General features: G+C 52.3%; 21 protein-coding genes, 1 tRNA gene and 3 pseudogenes. 19 read left to right on the forward strand and 6 right to left on the reverse strand.

Annotation, left to right across the window (positions count from 1 at the left end):
* Positions 1-461 precede the first annotated feature (461 nt).
* The 8 genes from WG891_RS14490 (at position 462) to WG891_RS14525 (ending at position 8,394) form a co-directional block, all read left to right on the forward strand.
* Entirely contained in the window at positions 462-1,217 is a 756-nt protein-coding gene (locus tag WG891_RS14490; RefSeq protein WP_337263401.1) for a hypothetical protein, read from the forward strand.
* A gap of 30 nt (positions 1,218-1,247) precedes the next feature.
* Positions 1,248-1,553: a PapB/FocB family fimbrial expression transcriptional regulator gene (locus WG891_RS14495; protein ID WP_337263400.1), complete on the forward strand. Its 306-nt coding sequence runs from the start codon at positions 1,248-1,250 to the stop codon at positions 1,551-1,553.
* A 416-nt stretch (positions 1,554-1,969) separates the two neighbouring features.
* On the forward strand, positions 1,970-2,491 hold the full coding sequence (locus WG891_RS14500) for a fimbrial protein (RefSeq protein WP_156292504.1): 522 nt from the start codon (positions 1,970-1,972) through the stop codon (positions 2,489-2,491).
* Positions 2,492-2,588: 97 nt separating this feature from the next.
* Complete coding sequence (gene pefC / locus WG891_RS14505) at positions 2,589-5,066, forward strand: PefC/AfrB family outer membrane usher protein (RefSeq protein WP_337263399.1); 2,478 nt, start codon at positions 2,589-2,591, stop codon at positions 5,064-5,066.
* Positions 5,059-5,757, forward strand: a complete 699-nt coding sequence (locus WG891_RS14510) for a fimbrial chaperone (protein ID WP_337263398.1) — start codon at positions 5,059-5,061, stop codon at positions 5,755-5,757. The genes pefC and WG891_RS14510 overlap by 8 nt, the downstream gene beginning before the upstream one ends.
* A gap of 21 nt (positions 5,758-5,778) precedes the next feature.
* On the forward strand, positions 5,779-6,324 hold the full coding sequence (locus tag WG891_RS14515) for a hypothetical protein (RefSeq protein ID WP_337263397.1): 546 nt from the start codon (positions 5,779-5,781) through the stop codon (positions 6,322-6,324).
* A 39-nt stretch (positions 6,325-6,363) separates the two neighbouring features.
* On the forward strand, positions 6,364-7,641 hold the full coding sequence (locus tag WG891_RS14520) for a hypothetical protein (protein ID WP_337263396.1): 1,278 nt from the start codon (positions 6,364-6,366) through the stop codon (positions 7,639-7,641).
* Between the two features lie 18 nt (positions 7,642-7,659).
* A complete protein-coding gene (locus WG891_RS14525; RefSeq protein ID WP_337263395.1) occupies positions 7,660-8,394 on the forward strand; it encodes a helix-turn-helix transcriptional regulator in 735 nt (244 codons plus the stop codon).
* A 311-nt stretch (positions 8,395-8,705) separates the two neighbouring features.
* Here the strand turns inward: WG891_RS14525 and WG891_RS14530 are convergent, their stop codons facing one another.
* Entirely contained in the window at positions 8,706-9,653 is a 948-nt protein-coding gene (locus WG891_RS14530; protein WP_337263394.1) for a LysR family transcriptional regulator, read from the reverse strand.
* Between the two features lie 347 nt (positions 9,654-10,000).
* Between WG891_RS14530 and WG891_RS27055 the strand changes: the two are divergent.
* Positions 10,001-10,081, forward strand: a pseudogene (locus WG891_RS27055) (integrase core domain-containing protein); the annotation flags it as partial.
* An 11-nt stretch (positions 10,082-10,092) separates the two neighbouring features.
* Positions 10,093-10,283 (forward strand): annotated as a pseudogene (locus WG891_RS14535) (recombinase family protein); the annotation flags it as partial.
* Here the strand turns inward: WG891_RS14535 and WG891_RS14540 are convergent.
* The 3 genes and pseudogenes from WG891_RS14540 to WG891_RS14550 form a co-directional block, all read right to left on the reverse strand.
* Positions 10,275-10,367 (reverse strand): annotated as a pseudogene (locus tag WG891_RS14540) (DUF4102 domain-containing protein); the annotation flags it as partial. The pseudogenes WG891_RS14535 and WG891_RS14540 sit on opposite strands and share 9 nt — an antisense overlap.
* 164 nt (positions 10,368-10,531) lie before the next feature.
* A tRNA-Arg gene (locus WG891_RS14545) sits at positions 10,532-10,608 on the reverse strand.
* Positions 10,609-10,793: 185 nt separating this feature from the next.
* Complete coding sequence (locus WG891_RS14550; RefSeq protein WP_337263393.1) at positions 10,794-11,003, reverse strand: hypothetical protein; 210 nt, start codon at positions 11,001-11,003, stop codon at positions 10,794-10,796.
* A 230-nt stretch (positions 11,004-11,233) separates the two neighbouring features.
* Between WG891_RS14550 and folD the strand changes: the two genes are divergently transcribed.
* Both folD and ybcJ read left to right on the forward strand, forming a co-directional pair.
* Positions 11,234-12,100 carry a bifunctional methylenetetrahydrofolate dehydrogenase/methenyltetrahydrofolate cyclohydrolase FolD gene (gene folD / locus WG891_RS14555; protein WP_076940677.1) on the forward strand — a complete coding sequence of 289 codons (867 nt, stop codon included), beginning with the start codon at positions 11,234-11,236 and terminating at the stop codon, positions 12,098-12,100.
* 11 nt (positions 12,101-12,111) lie between these two features.
* A complete protein-coding gene (gene ybcJ / locus WG891_RS14560; RefSeq protein ID WP_337263392.1) occupies positions 12,112-12,324 on the forward strand; it encodes a ribosome-associated protein YbcJ in 213 nt (70 codons plus the stop codon).
* 98 nt (positions 12,325-12,422) lie between these two features.
* Here the strand turns inward: ybcJ and fucA are convergent, their stop codons facing one another.
* Complete coding sequence (gene fucA, locus WG891_RS14565; protein WP_337263391.1) at positions 12,423-13,070, reverse strand: L-fuculose-phosphate aldolase; 648 nt, start codon at positions 13,068-13,070, stop codon at positions 12,423-12,425.
* A gap of 506 nt (positions 13,071-13,576) precedes the next feature.
* Here fucA and fucP point away from each other — a divergent pair.
* The 5 genes from fucP to fucR all read left to right on the forward strand — a co-directional run bounded on the left by fucP (position 13,577) and on the right by fucR (position 19,460).
* Entirely contained in the window at positions 13,577-14,902 is a 1,326-nt protein-coding gene (gene fucP / locus WG891_RS14570) for an L-fucose:H+ symporter permease (protein WP_337263390.1), read from the forward strand.
* A gap of 49 nt (positions 14,903-14,951) precedes the next feature.
* Positions 14,952-16,742 carry an L-fucose isomerase gene (gene fucI, locus WG891_RS14575; protein WP_337263389.1) on the forward strand — a complete coding sequence of 597 codons (1,791 nt, stop codon included), beginning with the start codon at positions 14,952-14,954 and terminating at the stop codon, positions 16,740-16,742.
* 55 nt (positions 16,743-16,797) lie between these two features.
* Complete coding sequence (gene fucK, locus WG891_RS14580; RefSeq protein WP_337263388.1) at positions 16,798-18,261, forward strand: L-fuculokinase; 1,464 nt, start codon at positions 16,798-16,800, stop codon at positions 18,259-18,261.
* Between the two features lies 1 nt (position 18,262).
* Complete coding sequence (gene fucU / locus WG891_RS14585; protein WP_337263387.1) at positions 18,263-18,691, forward strand: L-fucose mutarotase; 429 nt, start codon at positions 18,263-18,265, stop codon at positions 18,689-18,691.
* A gap of 61 nt (positions 18,692-18,752) precedes the next feature.
* Positions 18,753-19,460, forward strand: a complete 708-nt coding sequence (fucR, locus tag WG891_RS14590; RefSeq protein WP_337263386.1) for an L-fucose operon activator — start codon at positions 18,753-18,755, stop codon at positions 19,458-19,460.
* A gap of 84 nt (positions 19,461-19,544) precedes the next feature.
* Here fucR and cysS read toward each other — a convergent pair whose 3' ends face one another.
* Positions 19,545-20,930 carry a cysteine--tRNA ligase gene (cysS, locus tag WG891_RS14595; protein ID WP_337263385.1) on the reverse strand — a complete coding sequence of 462 codons (1,386 nt, stop codon included), beginning with the start codon at positions 20,928-20,930 and terminating at the stop codon, positions 19,545-19,547.
* Between the two features lie 234 nt (positions 20,931-21,164).
* Here cysS and ppiB point away from each other — a divergent pair, with 234 nt between their 5' ends.
* Positions 21,165-21,659, forward strand: coding sequence for a peptidylprolyl isomerase B (gene ppiB / locus WG891_RS14600; RefSeq protein ID WP_337263384.1), 495 nt, complete (start codon positions 21,165-21,167; stop codon positions 21,657-21,659).
* A 9-nt stretch (positions 21,660-21,668) separates the two neighbouring features.
* On the forward strand, positions 21,669-22,391 hold the full coding sequence (locus WG891_RS14605; RefSeq protein WP_337263383.1) for a UDP-2,3-diacylglucosamine diphosphatase: 723 nt from the start codon (positions 21,669-21,671) through the stop codon (positions 22,389-22,391).
* Positions 22,392-22,494 lie beyond the last annotated feature (103 nt).

Raw genomic sequence — 22,494 nt, forward strand, 5'->3', positions numbered from 1 at the left:
ATCATTCTGGCCAAAGGCTTCTACGGGCACAGGATTATTAAGAAAAAGTCTGAATTTTGTAAAGGCTCTGCACGATTTTAGTTTTTTACTGTTACCAGCGAGCCCAGTTTGATTGATATTGTTTATCTTCTGTCTGTTTTTTCTTGTGTTATTACCTCTGTGCAATAACCACATGTATTTATTGTGTTTTACAATTAAACTGTAATACGATTTAATTGTAAGTGACACATTTAAATATATGAGTTTCTACAGTTTTACAATTATATTGTAAATGAGGGGCATCCAGGCCAATTATCTGAAATCAAACCAACTTTTTCACTTGTATTTTTTCCGCACATAAGAAAAGTGAATCGATAAGATTAAAAAATATTGTTTTTGCGATTATTTACAGGGTACTACTATTGCCCGCAATCAAAGCAGGGGAATCCATCCTGTGTCAGCACAAATGGAAGATCTGCATTATGGATAGAGAGGATAAATTTAAAAACATTATCATATACTCGAAAAACACAGTTATCGGCACCGCGCTGGAGTATTTGTGTCAACCACAAACAGGCTGTGATGTTTATGTCACACGAATATGTGACATCGCAACTTTATTCGAAACCCTCTCTGTCAAAAGCGTGGACTTAATCATTATTGATGGTGCGCCGAGGTGTCATTTCAGCCTTGTTTTTAATCTGCGTGCAAAATGGCCCGCATTACCACTAATGGCAACGCAAAGCTATTTTTTATTTTCAGATAGAATGATGCAGGAGTATTTCGGGCATCTGATTCTGAAGGAGTACGGTGCCTTGCTGGCGGGCTTCCCTAATATATCGGCCGCAGAACACGTTGGTATTGCATTTGCCGGTTCGGAATGGGCTGGGTGCCAGCGAGCCTCGCTGGCAGAAATATCACCAGAGGTGGTTCTGATAGAGCTTAATCAGTGGCTGCGCCAGCGGCTTGCCGGCGTGATAACTTCCTCTAAGGCGAGAGCTGTTGCAATAGACCTGTTGGCCCAAGGCTACACGCCAACAGAGGCCGGAAGGTTAATCGGGCGAAGCCACAAGGTCATCTATTACCATCGCCAGGCGATAAAAAAATGTCTGGGGCTGAACAACTTTGCAATGGAGCTGATACCTTCGCTAACTTTCAGTGACGTCTGTGACGTCACTGCGACAGTCCCTGAAAGAGATTGCATCAGAAGTTGCACGGCCGGTAGTGAATCAAAATAGACATGTTTCGTGATTATTAAGGGCAGATATATGTGCGCATTACGCAATAACAGCCAATTACCTCCGGAGCTGATTCCGGGGAAAGTGGCACAAAGATACTTCCTGCTTCTGGCCACCGTTTGCACCCTCCGGGGTAAAAATATGCGGAACGCCCTTGAGGATGTGCTGGTTAATGGTCTGTCGCGTCAGGAAGCCTGTGAGAAACACGGTGTATCGCAGAGTTATTTCTCAGTGAAATACCATCATATGCAAACAGTGAGTAAAACCATAGCGCTGATGTATTCATCTGAGCCGCTGAATGACACTGCATCGCAGACAGAAAGTGAAACGGCCTGAAAAATAAAAATGGCTGAATCTCATAGGGGGTATCAAAAAAGAGAATCTCATTATGAATAGGTGGTTTTTCATTGCCGTGCGTTCTGAAAAACACAGCGTCAATGAAAGTGAAAAGAAGCTGTAACGAAAAGCAGAGAATAAAGAATGGTAGTGGTCAGGTTACTGGTGCCTTGTAATATTTCCTGAATACCGTACATGCTGCATTTTATCCAAATCAGTGAAGTTATACCTGATGCCATCGTGTGACAGGTATGGGTTGCTTTAGTGTTTAATCTGCTTTTTATATTCCAGAGGAAATTAACTCATTAAAGCTAACCTCGTTAAAAAAGGTATGCGGGTTATGCATCAGGAACCTGTCAGTAAATGTAATACCGCAATACTTTTAATCGTCATTTATTAACTAATAAGGAAACAAGATGAAAAAATTACTGTTCGTTTCTGCTCTTGCTCTGGCTGTTACGTCTTATTCCGCTGTAGCAGCTAATGGCGAAGTTCAGTTTCTGGGCGTAGTCACCGACACCACCTGTGACATTTTGCCGATTGTGGGTGGCGGCACCGTGAACAATTTGGTGCAACTGGGGACAGTGGGCACCAACGCCACGGGTATCGCCGTGCCGTTTGCGCTGAAGGCAGATATGACCCAGACCGGCTGCCAGAACCTGACGGCCGCCAGCACGGCGACCATCGGCTGGAATGGCGCGTTTGATATCAATGGGCTTAAGGCCCAGTCCGGTGTTGCTGCGGATGCCTGGGCGGCCATTGATACGGTCAACGCCAGTGTCACACCAGATCAAGGGATCAACAGCACCAACCTTTCCGCTGATTTTACTGGTGACGTGCTGACGACGACGGGCGCGATGTTCAAGGCCACCTTGCACGGCGGTGCCATCGCGGGTGACTACAGATCTGTTGCCGCTTTCGTTGTGGCTTACAACTAAAAAGCCTGTTGGCCAGCCGGTATTGATGGCTGGCCATTACGGTGATTCAGGTTTCTGCATGACAACCGCATTCTCTTTTCTCTGAAGGCTGGTCAGTGTGAACATCAAAATACAACATCCTGCACTGTCATTGCTTGCGCTGAGCATCTTCTCTTCCTTGGGATATGCCTCCGAAATCAACACCGCATTCATGCAAGGCATGACAGAAGTCCCTTCCATCCTGAAGGACGGCGTCAGATACCCTGCAGGGCAGTATTACGTTGACGTGATGTTGAATGGCTCCCGCACGGCCCGCATGGCGCTGACAGTGAGCACTGATGATGAAAATGCCGATCATCTGTGCCTTACTCCCGAGTGGCTGCAGAGCGCCAGCATCTTTTTCCGGCCCGAGGCCTATGCAAAAACTTTTGATAAGGTGCGCGGCTGCTACGCGCTGGGCCGTAAGGAAAACACCCGCATTAATTTTGATCTGGGTGCCCAAACGTTGGAGTTTGGCATTCCCCAGGCTTGGTTGCTGGAGAAGAACGATGCCACCCGCTGGGACTATGGTATCAACGGCCTGCGCTTCACCTACAACGGCAACTTTAACAAGAACATCCAAAACGACGGTGCGGATTACGGTGGTAATCGAAGCCTTAATGCCTTCGGCAGCCTGAAAACCAGCCTGAACGTGGGGCGCTGGATCTTATCCGGCGATATTAACGCCACGCGAAATGCCTGGGGCACCCAGGTCAACTCCAGCGATCTGACCCTGTCAACGGCCATCGGTAAGATCAAGGGGGATCTGCTGTTGGGGCGTTCACAGACCCGCACAGAGCTGTTCTCTGACTTTAGCTTTTACGGCGCGGCCGTTCGTTCCAACAGTAACATGCGTGCCTGGCAAACCCGCGGATATGCTCCGCTTATTACCGGTGTGGCAGCGGGCACCGAGCGTATTACGGTGAAGCAAGGTGGATACACCATTTATTCCCGCGTTGTACCACCGGGGCCATGGAAGTTGGATGACATCACCTCCGTCAGTAACGGCAACCTGGTGGTCACCGTTGAGAATGATAGCGGGCGCAAAACCATCACCGAATACCCGGTAGCGACACTGCCTTCCCTGCTGCGATCAGGGGATTACAACTACAGCGTTGCGGTGGGGCAGCGTAATGACAGCAACCGGATCGAGGATGCGTTTTCCTCCGGTAACGGCACCTTTGCACTGGCCAGTCTCGACTGGGGCCTGCCATCAGGCACGCTCAACATGGCGACGCTTCTGCACAGCCATTACCAGGCAACGGGTCTTGGCTTCACCAAACCGCTGGGCCAGTGGGGTGCCCTGTCTGCCAACCTGAACACCGCGCGGGCGAAGTACGATGACGGCTCCCAGCGGCAAGGGGTGAGCACCACCCTGAAGTACGCGAAAAGTTTCAGCAACAATACGGATATTCAACTGCTCACCTATCGCTATCAGAGCCCGGGATACACCGAGTTTGCGAACTGGGAGCCGAAGGCGCAGTACCGCCGCAAAATCTATCTGACGGACAATCAGGATGCCGCATACCGTTATGTTTATTTCGACGGGCGAGAGAAAGCGCGCTACGAAGCACGTGTGAACCAACGGTTCGACAGCGTCTGGTTAAGCGGCAGCTTTTGGCAGCAAACCTACTGGAACCGCGATCGGCATGCATTTGGTGTAAGCCTGTCGGCAAGTACCAGCGTGCTGGGGGATATCTCGCTTTTCCTGAACACCAACTGGTCACGTAATGCCTGGTCCACACAGGACGATTATACGGCTTCGCTGGGAGTAAGCATTCCCTTCTCCTTCAGGGGAACCCGCTATTACGCCAGTAATACCGTGAGTTACAACCGCTACAACGGTACCGCGTTCAACACCAGCGCCTCGGCGACGGTGAATAATCGTCTTAACTACAGCGTGAGCGCCGGGACGGCTGGGAAGCACTACAACACGGCAAGTGCCTCTGCGAGCTACGCCTTTGAACGTATACAGACCAACCTGGCCGTGTCGCAAAACCGTAGCATCACGACGCTGTCCGGCAACCTGTCAGGCTCGGCTATCGCTACCGCCAAGAGCGGTTTGCTGCTGACGAAAGAATCAACGGAGACCGTAGCCATACTGAAAATTAAGGATATTCCAGGGGTAACCTTCGGCGGCACATCCCTGCCAACCAATAGCAGCGGCAGCACGGTGATGTATCTGCCAGCCTATAACCCGACCACGATCAGTATTAACCCGGAGAACGTACCGGACAGCGCTGAGTTGCTAAACACGTCGTACGACGTGGTGCCGACCGAGCGCGCCATTATCTATCGCGAGTTTGATTACCAGAAAGTACAGCGCTACATCCTGCGCGTGCGTGATGCACAGGGAAACATTATGACCGGTGGTAGCGCCACCACCGAGCAGGGGCTGGATGCCGGTTTCATCACAAACAATGGTGTGTTGCTGATGAATCTCCTGTCCGCGCCGAAAACTATCGCCGTAAATCGAACTGATGGAAAAACATGCAGTTTTGACGCCTCCCATCTGAAAGGCGGGGCAATTACAGTTCAGGAGATTCGTTGTGAATAGAAGAAAAGTATTACTGAGTACCACCCTGCTAGCGCTACTGGCCACCGCTGCGGTGCCCCCGGCAATGGCAGCCTTTGTCCTTAACGGTACCCGTTTCATTTATGAAGAAGGCAAGAAAAACATCTCGCTGGAGGTGACCAACAACGCCAAGGGCACCTGGGGTGGCCAGGTGTGGGTCGATAACGCCAATCAGAGCCAAGCAGACGTTTTCATGGTGCCCTCTCCGCCGGTGTTTAAGGTGGATTCAGGGAGAAAGCAGGTAGTCCGCTTAATGAATGTCAACCCTGCCCTTCCCGCAGACCGGGAATCACTGTTCTGGCTGAACGTCCAGGAACTGCCCCCCAAGCCGCAACAGGTGGATGGCAGTGTCATTGCGATAGCGATGAACACCCGAGTGAAATTGATTTATCGGCCTAAGGCCCTGACAGATGGGCGTAAAGATGCCGAGAAGAAGCTGATCAAGCAGCGCCGGGATAGTGGGCTGTGGCTGAAGAACCCGACACCCTACTGGTTTGCGGTCACGGGCCTGAAGCTGAACGGTAAAGAGGTAACGATACCGAAAGCGAAGCGCCAGGCGCTGGCCCAGTTACCGCCGTTCAGTGAAGCAGACACAGGGCTACGCGGCGACGGACACCTGACAGTGCAGGCAATCAACGACTGGGGTGGAGCACAAGACTATGACATCCAGTAACGCCGCACAGAGAAAAACCCAATGAAAAGCAGAAGGTTACCTACCGTGCTGCTGGCGGCGCCGATGCTGTATGCGGCCATGATACCGACGGCTGATGCGGTAAGCGACACCGCTACCGTCGCCGTGACGGCAACCTTCACGGCGCCGCCGTGCACGGTGGATATCGATGGCACAGACAGCAAAACGGTCTCGCTCGGCGTACTGCATCTGGGAACTCAGGCCATTGCTCCATTTAACCTGAACATTACCTGCAGCTACAGCCGCACATCATCTGTCTTTGCGGAGGTCGTGACCGGGGTGGTGAACGCGGCCACGCCCACCGCAGTGAACATGGTTAACGACAACGACCCAGGTAATACGGGAAGCCCGGTGCTTCTGACCCTATCCACGGTGGACAAACCTGCCGGGATACTTTACGGCATCGACGGTGCCACCGACAGTGCGCGGCAGTTTTGCTCAGGAGAGGACTCGCGTATCTGCACGGTGACCCCGACTACCACCGTCAATATTGGCACTAAGCCCGGTAACGTTGCGGCCGCCATACGCTTCACCATGGTCAACCCATAAGCGTCAGGGCCAACGGTCAACCAGGTGGAAAGATATCTGGTGACTGAAGACCTCCGTCCCCGAACAAAAGTGATAAGAGATTTAATTATTCCTATTTTATTGACAAGAAATAGAAAAAGAAGGTTAAAGGCAAATAATATGCTCAGATTTATAATAATGGCAGGCACTGCCATAAACAGTTTTATGTTCTGTATTTCGCGTAACCTGCAAGGGGCCTTCCCGAATAACAGGCAGAACACCGAGCACCCAAAAAGAACCGCTCCCCATAAATACTGGCGCTCTAGCGCCGCTCTCTTATTACTGGGCACCACCCCGGCAGGCATTGCGTCAACGCCCTGGACGTATCAATGTTCAATTGAGAGCAATACATCAACCTATACCTCCACAATATATAACACGGTGGACCCAACACACTTTGAGTTCCAGCTATTGGGCAACACTCGGGAAATGACCGCAACGGACGATCAGGGGCTTGATAACACAGCTCTGCTCAACAATATTAACGCACTGAAGAGCAGCCTTTATGACCTGACTCAAGTGCAATTTCGCAGCCCCAGCGCAACAGCAACTGTCTATGGGGCTGCGCTTTATGAAGATAAACATACTTTCACTGGGGACGGGATTCAGCCACCTGAATCAACCAATCCTAATTTGATTAATTATATTCTGAACTGTAGCGGAAACCCCCAATGCATCATCCTTCTGACTCCGGTGAACGGCACGCTGAGTTTTCAGATAAATAATCAACTGGCCTTCAATTCAACATTTTCAACGCCGCAGTTTTCCCGCTCGCTTAATCTGCCTGCAGGCCCGAAAAACGAATACCTACCGCATACCATTACTTTTACAGAGACGCTGCTGACGATTGGATACGGTATCTCCAACGCCTTCGGAATCAATCTTGGCGCGGGCAGCTATTACCCTGCCCCCTCCCAGGTATTCCCCTTCAGAATTACCTGCACCAGGGAGGCGACGCCACTCACCATCACACTCAATGACGGCAACCCTGTCATCGACTTTGGCACCGTATTTCTTCGGCAAGATCCCGTGGTCCGCCCGCTCACCTGGAGGGCATCGGGAAACGGGCAGGCTGATATCTGGACCTTAACCTACGATAGCCCAACCAAAACTGGCGATACCCTGTTACTGGGAGACGTCACGATCACTATCCAGGATGAATCAGGAAACATCATCCCTTTGGGGTCACCCATCACCATCCAGGGAACACGTGGCGAACATTCGTTGAGCCTGGATCCCAAGACTGACGTGACGGGTGTGCAGAGCACAAATCTAACGGTAACCCTGACAGCCAACTGATGGGCAGCATAAATCAACATGCTGTACGGAATGCTGCCCGTATTGGGCCCCTGGTTGAAAGTGACGCAGTCTGAATCCGTTGCATGCCCTCAAGGCGCGCACCGACAGGATCATCCGCCTTTGATAAAGGCGGCGAGTGATGTAACCCCCTTAACAAGCGAGCGAAAAATGAAAAATGCTGTTCTGCTGTGTGAATGTAGTTTTACCCGCACAGCGCTGGAAACACTGCTGAAACCGGATGCCCGAGTTTTCAGCACAGCGGATATTGAGCGCTGCCGGTTACATCTTGCGCATTCCCGGGACGGTGAGGTTGACCTGATTATTTTGTCACTCAGCAACGATAAGATTGATGCCCTGGTGCACCTGGCCAACTTGATTCGCTGCTATCACCCGTCTTGCCAGGTGCTGATGGATCCGGGATCGGCCAGTACCCCACTGCTTCATTTTTACCTTAACTGTTTGAATACCCATGTCGGGCTGATTCATTTTACCCAGTCCGTATTGGCGCTAGAGCATTTTATTGGACAGGTAGTACGCAGCGAGAAAGTGCTCTCAACCAGAGAGATTATCTCTAGAAAACTGCTGAGTTTGCGTGAACGCAGTGTGCTGCAAGGGTTGATAAAAGAGCTCAAGGCGGAAGATATAGCCAAGACCTTGTCACTGAACGTCAAGACTATCAGTCATTACAAACGCGCCGGGTTAAGCAAACTGGGCGCTCGTAATATTCAAGCCCTGTTAATACCTGAGGTTTAACGCCTGGGGCACAATGCGGTGATGCAATATTGCTCATGCTGCCACAGAGTAGCCGGGGAAGAGTATTAATGCGCGGGTTTATCAGAATTGGGGGTTGCAACAGCTAGATACGACAGGTATCGACAAGAAATCGGGCATGTTTGGCAACAACAGCGAGTATGCCCAGTAGCGCATCATCGGTTATTATTTGAAAACTGCGCGAAATCGAGCCTGTATCGGCATTCCAAAAGAGATTTTCACTGCTCACCTTCACATGTTGAGAGGTTAAGGACAGCAATCTACAATTCGCATTAATTTCAGCAGCATACTCACTATTCACGGTTTACATCCTGCTCGATTTGCATGCGGAGATTTTCGAGCACACCGTCAAGCACATACTGAACGCGCCGTGGCTGGTATTCACGTTTACGAAAGATGGCTATCAGATCCAACTTCCATTCATGCATGTGGTTAAAACATGGTATCAAAACCCCTTGCTGAATATATTTTTGAATATTTCCTTTTGGGGCTAAAATAATTCCCAGATTATTTCTTGCAAGTTCAAGCGCATTTTGTGAGTTATCACAGATATAATTCCCCGTAACTCTGAACTCCCGAACCTCATCAGAGTCATGAGGATAAAACTTCCAGATATTGGCATCATCAATCATCATTGAGTCGATAAGAATACAGGAGTGATTCACCAACTCGTCTGGGCTATTAATTGGATTCTTGTTTAAATACTCTTGAGTTGCGAATGCGGTGACGGCATATTTTGTTAAATAACTGGCGACCAGCCCCTCGTCTTTTGGTAGCGTATTGGTGATCAAAATGTCGCAATCATCTGGAAACTCGGCTCCTTCAAAAAACTCATGGCGATTTAAATTATATGTTTTCAAGTGAATGTGAATATCACCAATATCCTTTATTTTATGAATAACGCTTCTGGCCAGGTAGGAAACCACCCCCGTTGGCCCGTAGATAGTCACCCGCCCACGTTTTTCATGCTTATAATCAGAAATGAAATTAGCAAGCTCTTCATTCTTTTCCAAGGTGGCATTAATGTAAGGCACAAGAGCTTCGCCAAACTGAGTAAGAGCCAGATATCGCGTAGTGCGCTCGAAAATTTTTAAACCTATGCGGGTTTCGAAATCTGAAAGGTGTTTGCTGACATTTGCCTGCGCGATCCCCAGTAATGTTGCCGCACCGCCAATGCTGCGAGTTTCTGCGATGACAGAAATAATTTTTAAATCTCTCATTTTAAACTGTAGTTTGTTCATTATTTCTGTTCACTCTATAGTGATTGAATTTAATATTTTACAACCCTAGCACTCAATTGATAAATGTTAAGTTGTTTACTAAATAAAAAACTCATTACTGATTTTAGCCTACTGCCGGGAGATTTTTATGTTGAGTTGATTTTTATTATAGTAAAACCGAATAAAAGTGCAAAATTTAATCAATAATTTTGGGGGTTTTAAAAATAGCATGATGAGTCATGATTACATAAATAACGTAATATACCCATGGCGCAGGCGGAAACACCGCTAAAAATCATCAAGGGCAACCCACCTACTGCGAAGGGGACGGAATTCGGCTAATACCAAACTACTCTCTGTATAGTTGGCTAACCCTGCCGGGTAAACCGAAACAGAATGGGTTTATTGAGAGTTTTAACAGGCATTTTAGCGGTGAGTGCCTGAATGAGCAGGGGGTCAGGTCGCCCGTGCTGTGATAACCGCTATCAATAACATGCTAACCGACCTGATGGCCGCGATGTCGCATAAGGACTGGTTGAGTCGCTGCCAGAGACAGTGTATTGAGCGTGCTTATTCTCTCGATAAATACCGGGCAAGCAGGCAGATCGTAAACGACACCAAAAGATCTTGTATTACCGACAGGTTAACGAGCAAATATAAGCCGCCACCATCAGAAAGTTTATAAGGCTTGTCCTTGGGTTTGGCAGTGTCTACTTGTCTGGCGTTTAGCTTCATTGGGGGTACCCCACTTTATTGAACCTGGACATACCACCAAACATACCCCCACATGCATGTAGATTTCAGTAGAACTAGGTAGACCTTGAGATACGGTGATATCAGCTGTAACAGGCAGTATAAGGGGGTTTAGTAGATTTTAGAGACGTTGGGAGAAGTAAAAATGGTACGCCCTACAGGGCTCGAACCTGTGACCTACGGCTTAGAAGGCCGTTGCTCTATCCAACTGAGCTAAGGGCGCATTGAGATGCGGCAACCAAGGTTGCGGAGTTGGATTATACGGTCAGAGGTTAGCGAGTCAACGTCTTTTCATAGTGTAGCGGCGGCTGGCCTGTTTTATGGTGAATTTTCGCGCATAAAACAGCCGAAAAACCGCCCTAACACAATGATCCCCCTGCACTAATCCCCCGGTGGCAACGCCGCTCATCAGTGCCTGTTGCTGTACCATTGCGCCATACGCTGGCGCCAGGAAGGGCGCTCCGGCTTCGCTTTGCCTAACTGATGCAGCATTTGCAGCAGCGCCACCTGTGCCGGATGCAGCGACGAATCAAATACCGTTTCACCAATATGCCGCTGCGGTTCCGGCAAGCGATCCATCGGCCGATGCAGTGGATAAAGCCGCGTAATCGTCATCATGATTCAGGCCCCGTAACTCTGCGAGATGGTGGGTAGTGAGTGAAAAAGATAAGGCAGGGAAGATAAAAAAAGCGTAGAGGATCGCTCTGTCGAGATAAAAAAAGTATAAATCGCCACACAATCATCTACCCATTCTCGGCATAACCCTGATTCAACGCCTGACAGCGCGCCTCTCTTCTGACAAAATAGCCACATCCCCCGCTTTTCTTAAATGATGGATTTCCTCACTGATGGCAGCAAAGATTATTGATGGTAAAACGATTGCGCAGCAGGTTAGAAACGAAGTGGCTGAGCAAGTTAAACAACGTCTGGCGGCAGGCAAGCGTGCTCCGGGCCTGGCGGTGGTGCTGGTTGGTGAGAATCCGGCCTCGCAGATTTATGTCGCCAGTAAGCGCAAAGCCTGTGAAGAAGTGGGCTTTATCTCCCGCTCCTACGATCTGCCCGCCACCACCACCGAGCCTGAGCTGCTGGCGTTGATCGATAAGCTGAATGCCGATCGTGAAATTGACGGCATCCTGGTGCAACTTCCCCTCCCCGCCGGGATCGACAATGTCAAAGTGCTGGAGCGTATCCACCCGGATAAAGACGTGGACGGCTTTCACCCTTACAACGTTGGCCGCCTGTGCCAGCGCGCGCCGAAGCTGCGTCCTTGCACCCCGCGCGGCATTGTCACCCTGCTCGAGCGCTACAACATCGATGCTTACGGCCTGAACGCCGTGGTGGTCGGGGCTTCCAACATCGTCGGCCGCCCGATGAGCATGGAACTGTTACTGGCCGGTTGCACTACCACCGTCACTCATCGCTTCACCAAAAACCTGCGCCACCATATCGAACATGCCGATCTGCTGATCGTCGCGGTTGGTAAGCCGGGCTTTATTCCGGGTGAGTGGATCAAACCGGGTGCGATCGTGATCGATGTCGGCATCAACCGCCTGGAAAGTGGTAAAGTGGTCGGCGACGTGGATTTCGCAGCCGCGAGCCAGCGCGCGTCCTACATTACCCCGGTTCCCGGTGGCGTTGGCCCGATGACCGTGGCTACGCTGATCCAAAATACCTTGCAAGCCTGCGAGGAATATCACGACGTTCAACCTAAATAAGTTAAGGCAGTATGGAAATTTTTAATCTGGAAAATCACCCTCACGTCGAGCTGTGCGATCTGCTGAAGTTTCAGGGCTGGTGTGAAAGCGGCGGTGCCGCCAAAGAGGCGATCGCCGAAGGGCTCGTTAAAGTTAACGGCCAGGTAGAAACGCGCAAGCGCTGCAAGATCGTCGACGGCCAGAAGGTCAGCTATAAAGGCATGAACGTCACGGTCAAAGCCTGATCGTTCAAGCAGCAACAAAAATGCCGGGTTAGCCACGCTGCCCGGCATTTTGTTATTTGAGAGTTTCGCGCTCCGCCATTGGCTAGAGCACGCGCAGCTTACTCTTCAACACGCAGGCCGTAGGTTTTAAATTTCTCCAATACAATGGCAATTTCCTCATCAGACAGCACCGGTACGGGATCAACAATAGATAAGGTTGATAGATAAAGTTCAGCCAGTACCTCGACTTCATGAGCCAGCCACAGTGCTTTTTGCAGATTGGTTTCGCAAGCGATCATGCCGTGATGCTGTAATAACGTAGCTTTGCGATGTTTCAGCGCCAGCGCCACATATTCAGAGAGTTTCTTCGTACCAAAGGTGGCGTAAGGCGCGCACGGGATCGTGCTGCCCCCTGCGGCCGCGATCATATAATGAATGGCAGGGATCGGGCGATTCAGAATGGATACGGCGGTGCAATTTACCGCGTGGTTATGTACCACCGCGTTGGCGTCTGGCCGCGTTTGATAGGCCGCCTGATGAAAACGCCATTCGCTGGACGGCACCTTCCCTTCTTCATGCTTCCCGTGGCCGTCAATATAAACAATGTGAGACGCCGTCAGGTTTTCATACGGAATGCCGGTGGGAGTGATTAACATACCGCCCTGATAGCGCACGCTGACATTACCAGCGGTGCCTTGATTAAGCCCCAGACGGGTCATCTCTAAACAGGTATGAATAATTTCATGAGCGAGTGAATCTCTTGCCATTTTTTGCCTCTTTGCCCAAGTAATGGAGTCATAATAAAAGTGGGGCTAAATACGTGGCTGTTATCTTCATCCGCTATCAATCAGCAATAAAACCTTAGATAAAAATATGTGACCATCGTCAATATAATTCAGTGATTCATGTAAAAGTCACCGTCAACGGCAAGAAATAAAATGTCCGTTTAATCGTAATTACTGGCAAACGGTCAGTTGTTATAGGTTTATTAACAACTGACCGTTTAAAATTAAAAATAAAAAATCGGTCATTCAGGTTGTGTTTTTTAATTCAATACCGATTAAAACGGGCATGTTTCACGTTTTATTAAAGTGATAGTGCTCACATTTCCCCGGCTAATAACATTGAGTGTGACCGAACTCATACTTTTCACGATTTTTTGTTTTAAGAATGGCTTCACTTAACGCAGCAACGGCGTATGAGCTCTTGCCAGAACAAGATCGCAAGCATGAGTCAACGTCGCGGAAAAACCGTATGACCTAACGAGGGCGCTATGGGAAACGTTTCAATCCAGTCAGAAAACTACCGCGTTGCCAGCCATGAGCGTAAAGGGAACCACATTATTCCCTTTGCATTACTCTGCTCGCTGTTTTTCTTATGGGCAGTGGCCAATAACCTTAACGATATTTTACTGCCGCAGTTTCAACAGGCGTTCACCTTAACCAACTTTCAGGCTGGCTTGATCCAGTCCTCTTTTTATTTTGGCTATTTCCTCATTCCTATCCCTGCCGGGATATTAATGAAGAAACTGAGCTACAAGGCAGGGATTATTACCGGCTTACTATTTTATGCCATCGGCGCCGCGCTATTCTGGCCTGCTGCGGAAGGAATGAACTACACGTTATTCCTGATCGGCTTATTTATTATCGCCGCCGGGCTGGGGTGTTTAGAAACCGCCGCTAACCCGTTTGTTACCGTATTAGGCCCTGAGGAGTCGGGCCACTTCAGAATTAACCTGGCGCAAACCTTTAACTCGTTCGGAGCCATTATTGCCGTGGTATTTGGCCAAGGGCTTATTTTGTCGCACGTTCCCCATCAACCGCCAGAAGTGCTCAACCAAATGGCACCGGAACAGCTTGCCGCTTATAACCACAGCCTGGTACTCGCGGTGCAATCCCCCTATATGATGATCGTCGCAGTGGTATTACTCGTCACGCTGTTGATTACCTTGACCAAGTTCCCGGCGATTCAAAGCGATGCGCATCACGACAGCAACCAAAGCGGTTCCCTGCTGATCTCCGTTTCGCGCCTGTTGCATATCCGCCACTGGCGTTGGGCCGTGCTGGCCCAGTTCTGCTACGTCGGCGCGCAAACGGCCTGCTGGAGCTACCTCATCCGCTACGCCATTGAAGAGCTGCCCGGCACCACGCCCGGCTTTGCGGCGAACTACCTGACCGCCACCATGGTGTGCTTCTTTATTGGCCGTTTCAGCGGAACCTGGCTTATCCGCCGCTATGCCCCACATAAGGTACTGGCGGTTTATGCCTTGATCTCCATGCTGCTGTGCCTGCTCTCCGCGGCGGCAGGGGGCCACATCGGCCTGCTGGCCCTGACGCTGTCCAGCCTGTTTATGTCGATTCAGTACCCCACCATTTTCTCTTTGGGGATCAAAGGGCTGAACCAGGACACCAAATATGGCTCGTCGATTATCGTCATGACCATCGTTGGCGGCGGCATCGTCACCCCACTGATGGGCTACGTCAGCGATGCGGCAGGCAACATCCCCACCGCTGAGCTCATTCCCGCACTGTGCTTTGCCATTATTTTCATCTTTGCCAAGTTCAGATCACAGGTTATTCCAGCAGCAAAAGCTCAATAACTTAATGAATGTGAAGATTTTTTTTAACCGAACATGATGAGGATCCGCCATGAAAAGCCAACACCAGCCCGCCAAAAACCTGCCTAAAATCGGTATCCGCCCGGTCATTGATGGGCGCCGAATGGGCGTACGTGAGTCACTCGAAGAGCAGACCATGAATATGGCCAAAGCCACGGCGCAGTTGCTGAGTGAGCAACTGCGCCACGCCTGCGGCACGGCGGTTGAATGCGTGATTGCCGACGGCTGCATCGCCGGAATGGCAGAGTCCGCCGCCTGCGAAGACAAGTTCAGCGGCCTGAACGTTGGGCTGACCATCACCGTCACGCCGTGCTGGTGCTACGGCAGCGAAACCATCGATATGGATCCGCTCCGCCCTAAAGCCATCTGGGGTTTTAACGGCACGGAACGCCCAGGAGCGGTATATCTGGCCGCCGCGCTGGCCGCCCACAGCCAGAAAGGCATTCCGGCGTTTTCCATTTACGGCCACGACGTCCAGGACGGTGGCGACAACCACATCCCTGCCGACGTGCAAGAAAAGCTGTTGCGCTTTGCCCGCGCGGGTTTGGCGGTGGCTCAGATGAAAGGGAAAAGCTACCTGTCGCTCGGCGGCGTCTCCATGGGGATCGCCGGTTCCATCGTGGACCATAGCTTCTTTGAGTCCTGGCTGGGCATGAAAGTGCAAGCCGTTGATATGACCGAACTGCGCCGCCGCATCGATCAGCACATTTACGACGAACAGGAACTCGAACTAGCGCTGTCCTGGGCGGATAAAAACTTCCGTTACGGCCCGGATCTGAACGCAGAGCAATACCGCCGCTCACCTGCCAGCAGCCGCGCCGTGCTGCGTGAAAGCTTGCTGATGGCGATGTGTATCCGCGACATGATGCAGGGCAACCCCGCGCTGGCAGCAAAAGGTTTTACTGAGGAATCCTTGGGATACCACGCCATTGCGGCGGGCTTCCAGGGCCAGCGCCACTGGACCGATCAATACCCTAACGGCGATACCGCAGAAGCCTTGCTGAACAGCTCATTCGATTGGAACGGGGTGCGTAAACCCTTGGTGGTCGCGACCGAAAACGACAGCCTGAATGGCGTTGCCATGCTGTTCGGGCACCTGCTGACGGGAACGGCGCAGGTGTTCGCCGATGTGCGCACCTATTGGTCACCGGAAGCGGTCAAACGCGTCACCGGTGCTGAACTCACCGGCCAGGCCAAGCACGGCATTATCCATCTGATCAACTCAGGTTCGGCGGCGCTCGACGGCACCTGCTGCCAACTGGACGATCAGGGCAACCCTACCATGAAGCCACACTGGCAAATCAGCCAGAAAGAGGCCGATCGCTGCCTGCAAGCCACCGAATGGTGCCCGGCGATCCACGAGTATTTTCGTGGTGGTGGTTTCTCCTCCCGTTTCCTCACGCGCGGTGGCGTGCCGTTCACTCTGTCACGCGTCAATATCATCAAAGGTCTCGGGCCGGTACTGCAAATCGCCGAGGGCTGGAGCGTGGAGCTGCCAAAAGCGATGCACGATGCTCTGGACAAACGCACCAACGAAACCTGGCCCACCACCTGGTTTGCCCCGCGCCTGACCGGCAAAGGGCCGTTCGCCGATGTTTATTCCGTAATGGCTAACTGGGGTGCTAACCACGGCGTGCTGACCATCGGGCACGTCGGTGCCGATCTGATCACGCTGGCATCCATGCTGCGTATTCCGGTGTGTATGCACAACGTGGAAGACAGTGAAATCTACCGCCCCTCCTCATGGGCCGCCCACGGCATGGATACCGAAGGCCAGGACTACCGGGCCTGCCATAACTATGGCCCGCTGTATAAAAGATAAGCCGGTTTTCGTTCCCTCCCCTTACCTGGGGAGGGTAACCATAAAAGGAGCCAACATGAATCGTGATGTGGTGATCGTTCTGGATTGCGGTGCCACCAATATTCGCGCCATTGCCGTGGATAGCCAGGGCAACCTGGTCGCCAAAGCGGCCACGCCGAACACCAGCCAACCCGCTACGGAAAACGACCAGTGGCAGATCTGGTCACTGGATGACATTTTGCGTCGCTTCGCCGACTGTTGTCAGCAAATCGTCCCACGGCTGAACGGATATCATATCCATGCGCTGACCGTCACCACCTTCGGCGTCGATGGCGCACTGGTGGATGCCGCTGGTGCACTGCTCTATCCGATCATTAGCTGGAAATGCCCGCGAACGCTGGCGATCATGGAAACCATCGGCCGCTATATCACCGCGGCAGAGCTACAAACCCTTTCGGGTATAGGCCAATTCAGTTTCAATACGCTATACAAACTTATCTGGCTGCAAGAAAACCACCCTGAATGCTTAACATCGGCGCACGCCTGGCTGTTTATCTCTTCGCTGCTTAACCAGCGCCTCACGGGCGAATTCACCACGGATCGCACCATGGCGGGCACCAGCCAACTGCTTGATGTGCGTAAAGAAGCCTTCAGCAGCACCATTTTACAGCGCACAGGCCTGGCTGCGGCGCTGTTTCCCCGCCTGGTCAGCGCCGGTGAACAGATTGGCCAGCTCCTGCCGTCCGTCGCCGAGCGCTTAGGCCTGCCGGCCGGTATCCCGGTGATCTCGGCAGGGCACGACACGCAATTTGCCCTGTTCGGTTCGGGTGCCGGTTTGGATCAACCGGTGCTGTCATCCGGCACCTGGGAAATCCTGATGGTGCGCACACCGCAGGTCAATACCGCACTCCTGCCGCAGTTTTCAGGCTCAACCTGCGAGTTGGACAGCTGCCGCGGATTGTTTAACCCCGGCCTGCAATGGCTGGCTTCTGGTGTGCTGGAATGGGTGCGCCAGCTTTACTGGCGTGATGAGGCTTTGCCTGGGGTTTATGCGCAGATGATAGCCGAGGCGCATCAGGTTCGCCCCGGTTCGGAAGGGTTACGTATGAACTGCCAGTTGCTGGATAGCCACGCGCAGGCGGGCTGGTGCGGTGTCCGGTTGCATACCGGGCGTGGGCATTTTTATCGCTCCGCATTGGAAGGGCTGGCCTGGCAATTGCGGCAGAACCTGGCCGTGCTGGAGAACATTGGTGGCTTTAACGCCAAAGAGCTACTGCTGGTGGGCGGGGGCAGCCGTAATCCACTGTGGAACCAAATTAAAGCCGACGTGCTGAATATGCCGGTCAAGGTGCTACAGGATGCCGAAACCACCGTACTCGGTGCGGCCATGTTTGCCTGGAGCGGCGTGAAATTCTATGACTCGCCGGAACAGGCGCGCCAACGGGTCAGCTATCGCTATCAGTCTTATTATCCCGGCGAACAAAGCGCGGCCTACCGCGCCCTTGCCGATGAGCAGCAGATAACTTTAGAAGGAGTTTAACGTGCTGAAAAATATCTCCCCGCTGATTTCCCCTCAGTTACTAAAAACGCTGGCCGAAATGGGACACGGCGACGAAATCATTTTTGCCGATGCACATTTTCCTGCGCACAGTTGCGGGCCACAGGTGATCCGCGCTGATGGCTTGCCAGCCAGCGATCTGCTGGCGGCCATTATTCCGCTGTTTGAGCTCGACAGTTACGCTCCGCCGTTGGTGATGATGGCCCCGGTGGCGGGCGATGCGCTGGATCCTGCCGTAGAGCAACGTTACCTAAAGGCGCTGTTTGGCGGGGCAACGTCAGCGCCGCACGGCATAGAGCGCATCGACCGCTTTGCCTTCTATGCCAGAGCGCAACAAGCATTTGCGATCGTCATCACAGGAGAAACGGCAAAATACGGCAATATCCTGTTAAAAAAGGGGGTGACGCCTTAGGCTAGGCCTTGCATTCCCCCTGCGCCAGACGCGCAGGGTTTTTCGTTAAAGGATAAATTGCATGAAAACGGCGCGTCACCAGACCATCGTCCAACTGATCCGGCAGCATGAAACCCTGACGACCGAAGATCTCGCCGCGCTGTTGCATGTCAGTAAGGAAACGATTCGGCGCGATCTGAACGTGCTGCAAACTCAGGGTAAAATCATTCGCCAGCATGGCCGGGCCAAGAGCATTAAGCGTGATACGCAAGACAGCGGCGATCCCTTCAGCGCCCGCCTGAAAAGCCACTTCACCAGTAAAGCGGATATTGCCCGCCAAACGCTGCCCTGGATCTCTCCCGGAATGCTGATTGCGCTTGATGCGAGCTCAACCTGTTGGTATTTGGCCAAGCAACTGCCCGACATCGATATCACCGTATTCTCCAACAGCGTGCGCATCTGCCAGGAGCTTGCCAAACGCGAACATATTCAGCTCATCAGTTCAGGGGGGTTGCTGCTGCGCAAATATGCCTGCTACGTTAACCCTGCAATTCTGTCTCAGCTCAAAGAGCTGGAGATCGACCTGTTTATCTTCTCGTGTGAAGGCATTGATAAACAGGGGGTTCTATGGGATTCCAATAGCTATAACGCCGAATTCAAATCCCTGCTGCTCAAGCGTGCTTTGCAATCCCTGTTGCTGATAGACAAAAGTAAAATGAATCGCACCAGCGAGGTGAAGATCGGCAGCGTGGAAGACGTGGTGCAGGTTATTTCCAATCAGAACGCGTAACGCGATCAGCCAGCCCCTAAATAATTCGAGCGATCAAAAAAAACGGGCTGCTAACGCAACCCGGTTTTTAACAGGCTTTATGGCTTACTTACGGCGCCAGGTCGTCCCCTGCGGGCCATCTTCCAGCACGATATTCATCTCATTCAAACGGTCGCGCGCCGCATCGGCCATGGCCCAATCTTTAGCTTTACGCGCATCGTTACGCTGCTTGATGAGTGCTTCAATTTCGGCTACTTCGCCATCGTCGGTTTGCGCACCGCTTTGCAGAAACTGCTCGGGATCCTGCTGCAGCAGGCCCAACACCTTCGCCAGCTTGCGCAACTCAGCCGCCAGCCCGTTAGCCGCCGCCAGATCTTCGCTCTTCAGGCGGTTTACTTCACGCGCCAGATCAAACAGCGCGGAGTAAGCTTCCGGCGTATTGAAGTCGTCGTCCATCGCTTCGCGGAAGCGGGCTTCAAAGGCTTCGCCACCCGCAGGCTGCGCGTTAACATCGGTGCCGCGCAGCGCGGTGTACAAGCGCTCCAGCGAGGCACGCGCCTGCTTCAGGTTCTCTTCGCTGTAGTTCAGTTGGCTGCGATAGTGGCCAGACATCAGGAAATAACGCACGGTTTCTGCATCGTAATACGCCAGCACGTCGCGGATGGTGAAGAAGTTGTTCAATGACTTGGACATCTTCTCTTTATCGATCATCACCATACCGGAGTGCATCCAGTAGTTGACGTACGGGCCGTCATGCGCACAGCTGGACTGGGCGATTTCGTTCTCATGGTGCGGGAACATCAGATCGGAACCGCCGCCATGGATGTCGAAATGGGTGCCGAGCTGTTTGCTGTTCATCGCCGAACACTCAATGTGCCAGCCTGGGCGGCCTGGGCCCCACGGGGATTCCCAGCTCGGTTCGCCGGGCTTGGACATCTTCCACAGCACAAAGTCCATCGGGTTACGTTTCACGTCGTCTACTTCAACGCGCGCCCCGGCCTGCAACTGCTCCAGATCCTGGCGTGACAGCAGGCCATAGTCCGGATCGCTGTCGATAGAGAACATCACATCGCCGTTGCTGGCGACATAGGCATGCCCACGTGCGATCAAACGCTCGGTGATGTCGATAATTTCATTGATATGGTGCGTAGCGCGCGGTTCCAGATCCGGGCGCTCGATCAGCAACGCGTCAAAATCCGCATGCATCTCTGCCAGCATCCGCGTGGTCAGTTGATCGCAGGTTTCGCCGTTCTCTGCCGCGCGGCGGATAATTTTGTCGTCTACATCGGTGACGTTGCGCACGTAGTTGAGCGAATAGCCGAGATAACGCAGATAACGCGCCACCACGTCAAACGCCACAAAAGTACGCCCATGGCCGATATGACACAGGTCATAAATGGTTACCCCGCACACGTACATGCCCACTTTACCGGCATGAATAGGTTTGAATTCCTCTTTTTGACGACTCAGGGTATTGAAGATCTTTAGCATCAGGGCATTCCGTGGTGTGCAATGTTGATCGGGTTAACCTACGTATTGAAACCCGAAGGCGGCGGCAATGCAAGGTTATGGCCAAGGATTGCTGATTTCAGCGGCAGAAAGCGGCATAAAATCAGAGTTCAGCCCAAGGGTTCGCTTACTGACTCACTCATTGAGATATGTTATAAAGCCGGTCTGATCGCTCACGTCATATGGCATATCACTTCATTGTTAGGACTAAAAACTATGGTTACTTTCCACACCAATCACGGCGACATCGTTATCAAAACCTTCGCAGACCAAGCGCCGGTTACCGTTGAAAACTTCCTGAGCTACTGCCGTGAAGGTTTTTACGACAACACCATCTTCCACCGTGTGATTAACGGTTTTATGGTGCAGGGCGGTGGTTTTGAACCCGGTATGCGTCAGAAAGACACCAAAGCCACCATCAAAAACGAAGCCAACAACGGCCTGAAAAACACCCGTGGCACCCTGGCGATGGCGCGTACCAACGATCCGCACTCTGCGACCGCACAGTTCTTCATCAACGTGGTGGATAACGACTTCCTGAACTTCCGTGGCGAAAACGCGCAGGGCTGGGGTTACTGCGTATTCGCCGAAGTGGCCGAAGGGATGGACGTCGTTGACAAAATCAAAGGCGTGAAAACCGGCCGCAGCGGCATGCACCAGGACGTGCCGGTGGAAGATGTAGTGATCACCAGCGTCACCTTCAGCGAGTAATCGCACCGCATGAGCACGCTGTTTATCGCAGACTTGCATTTATGCGCACAGGAACCGGCAATCACTGCCGGTTTTCTGCGTTTTTTGCAGCGTGAAGCCGTTCACGCCGACGCGTTATACATTCTGGGCGATCTGTTCGAAGCCTGGATTGGTGACGACGATCCTGAGCCGTTGCACGCAGAGATCGCCGCCGCGTTAAACGCGCTGCAATCGGCGGGCACTCCCTGCTACTTTATCCACGGCAACCGCGATTTCCTGCTCGGCGATCGTTTCGCCCAGGCCAGCGGTATGATCCTGCTGCCGGAACAACAGGTGGTTGAGCTGTATGGCCGCAGAGTCCTGATCATGCACGGCGATACCCTGTGTACCGACGATCACGCCTATCAGGAATTCCGCCGTAAGGTGCATAACACCTGGATCCAGAAACTGTTCCTGGCGTTGCCACTGCGCTGGCGTTTGAAGATCGCCGCCCAAATGCGCGCGCGCAGCCAGCAGAGCAATCAGCACAAGTCTGCCGCGATCATGGACGTCAACCCGCAGGCCGTTGAGCAAGCGCTGCTGCGCAATAATGTGCACTGGCTGATCCACGGGCACACCCATCGCCCGGCAATCCACTCGCTGGCGCTAAGCACCGGCAACGCCCAACGTGCGGTGCTAGGGGCCTGGCACGAGGAGGGCTCAATGATCAAAGTCACGCCCGATGCCGTTGAACTGATTCAATTCCCTTTCTGACATCTTGCCGGTGCGTTGGCAGCAAAAACCCGCGACGCAACCGTTTTCCTCGCTGTGCCCCCATGATATGCTCTACGCCCTCATCCGGCCTGCCGGGCCGACC

The organism is Serratia sp. MMO-28, from assembly GCF_037199905.1.
GTDB classification, from domain to species: domain Bacteria; phylum Pseudomonadota; class Gammaproteobacteria; order Enterobacterales; family Enterobacteriaceae; genus Chania; species Chania oryzae.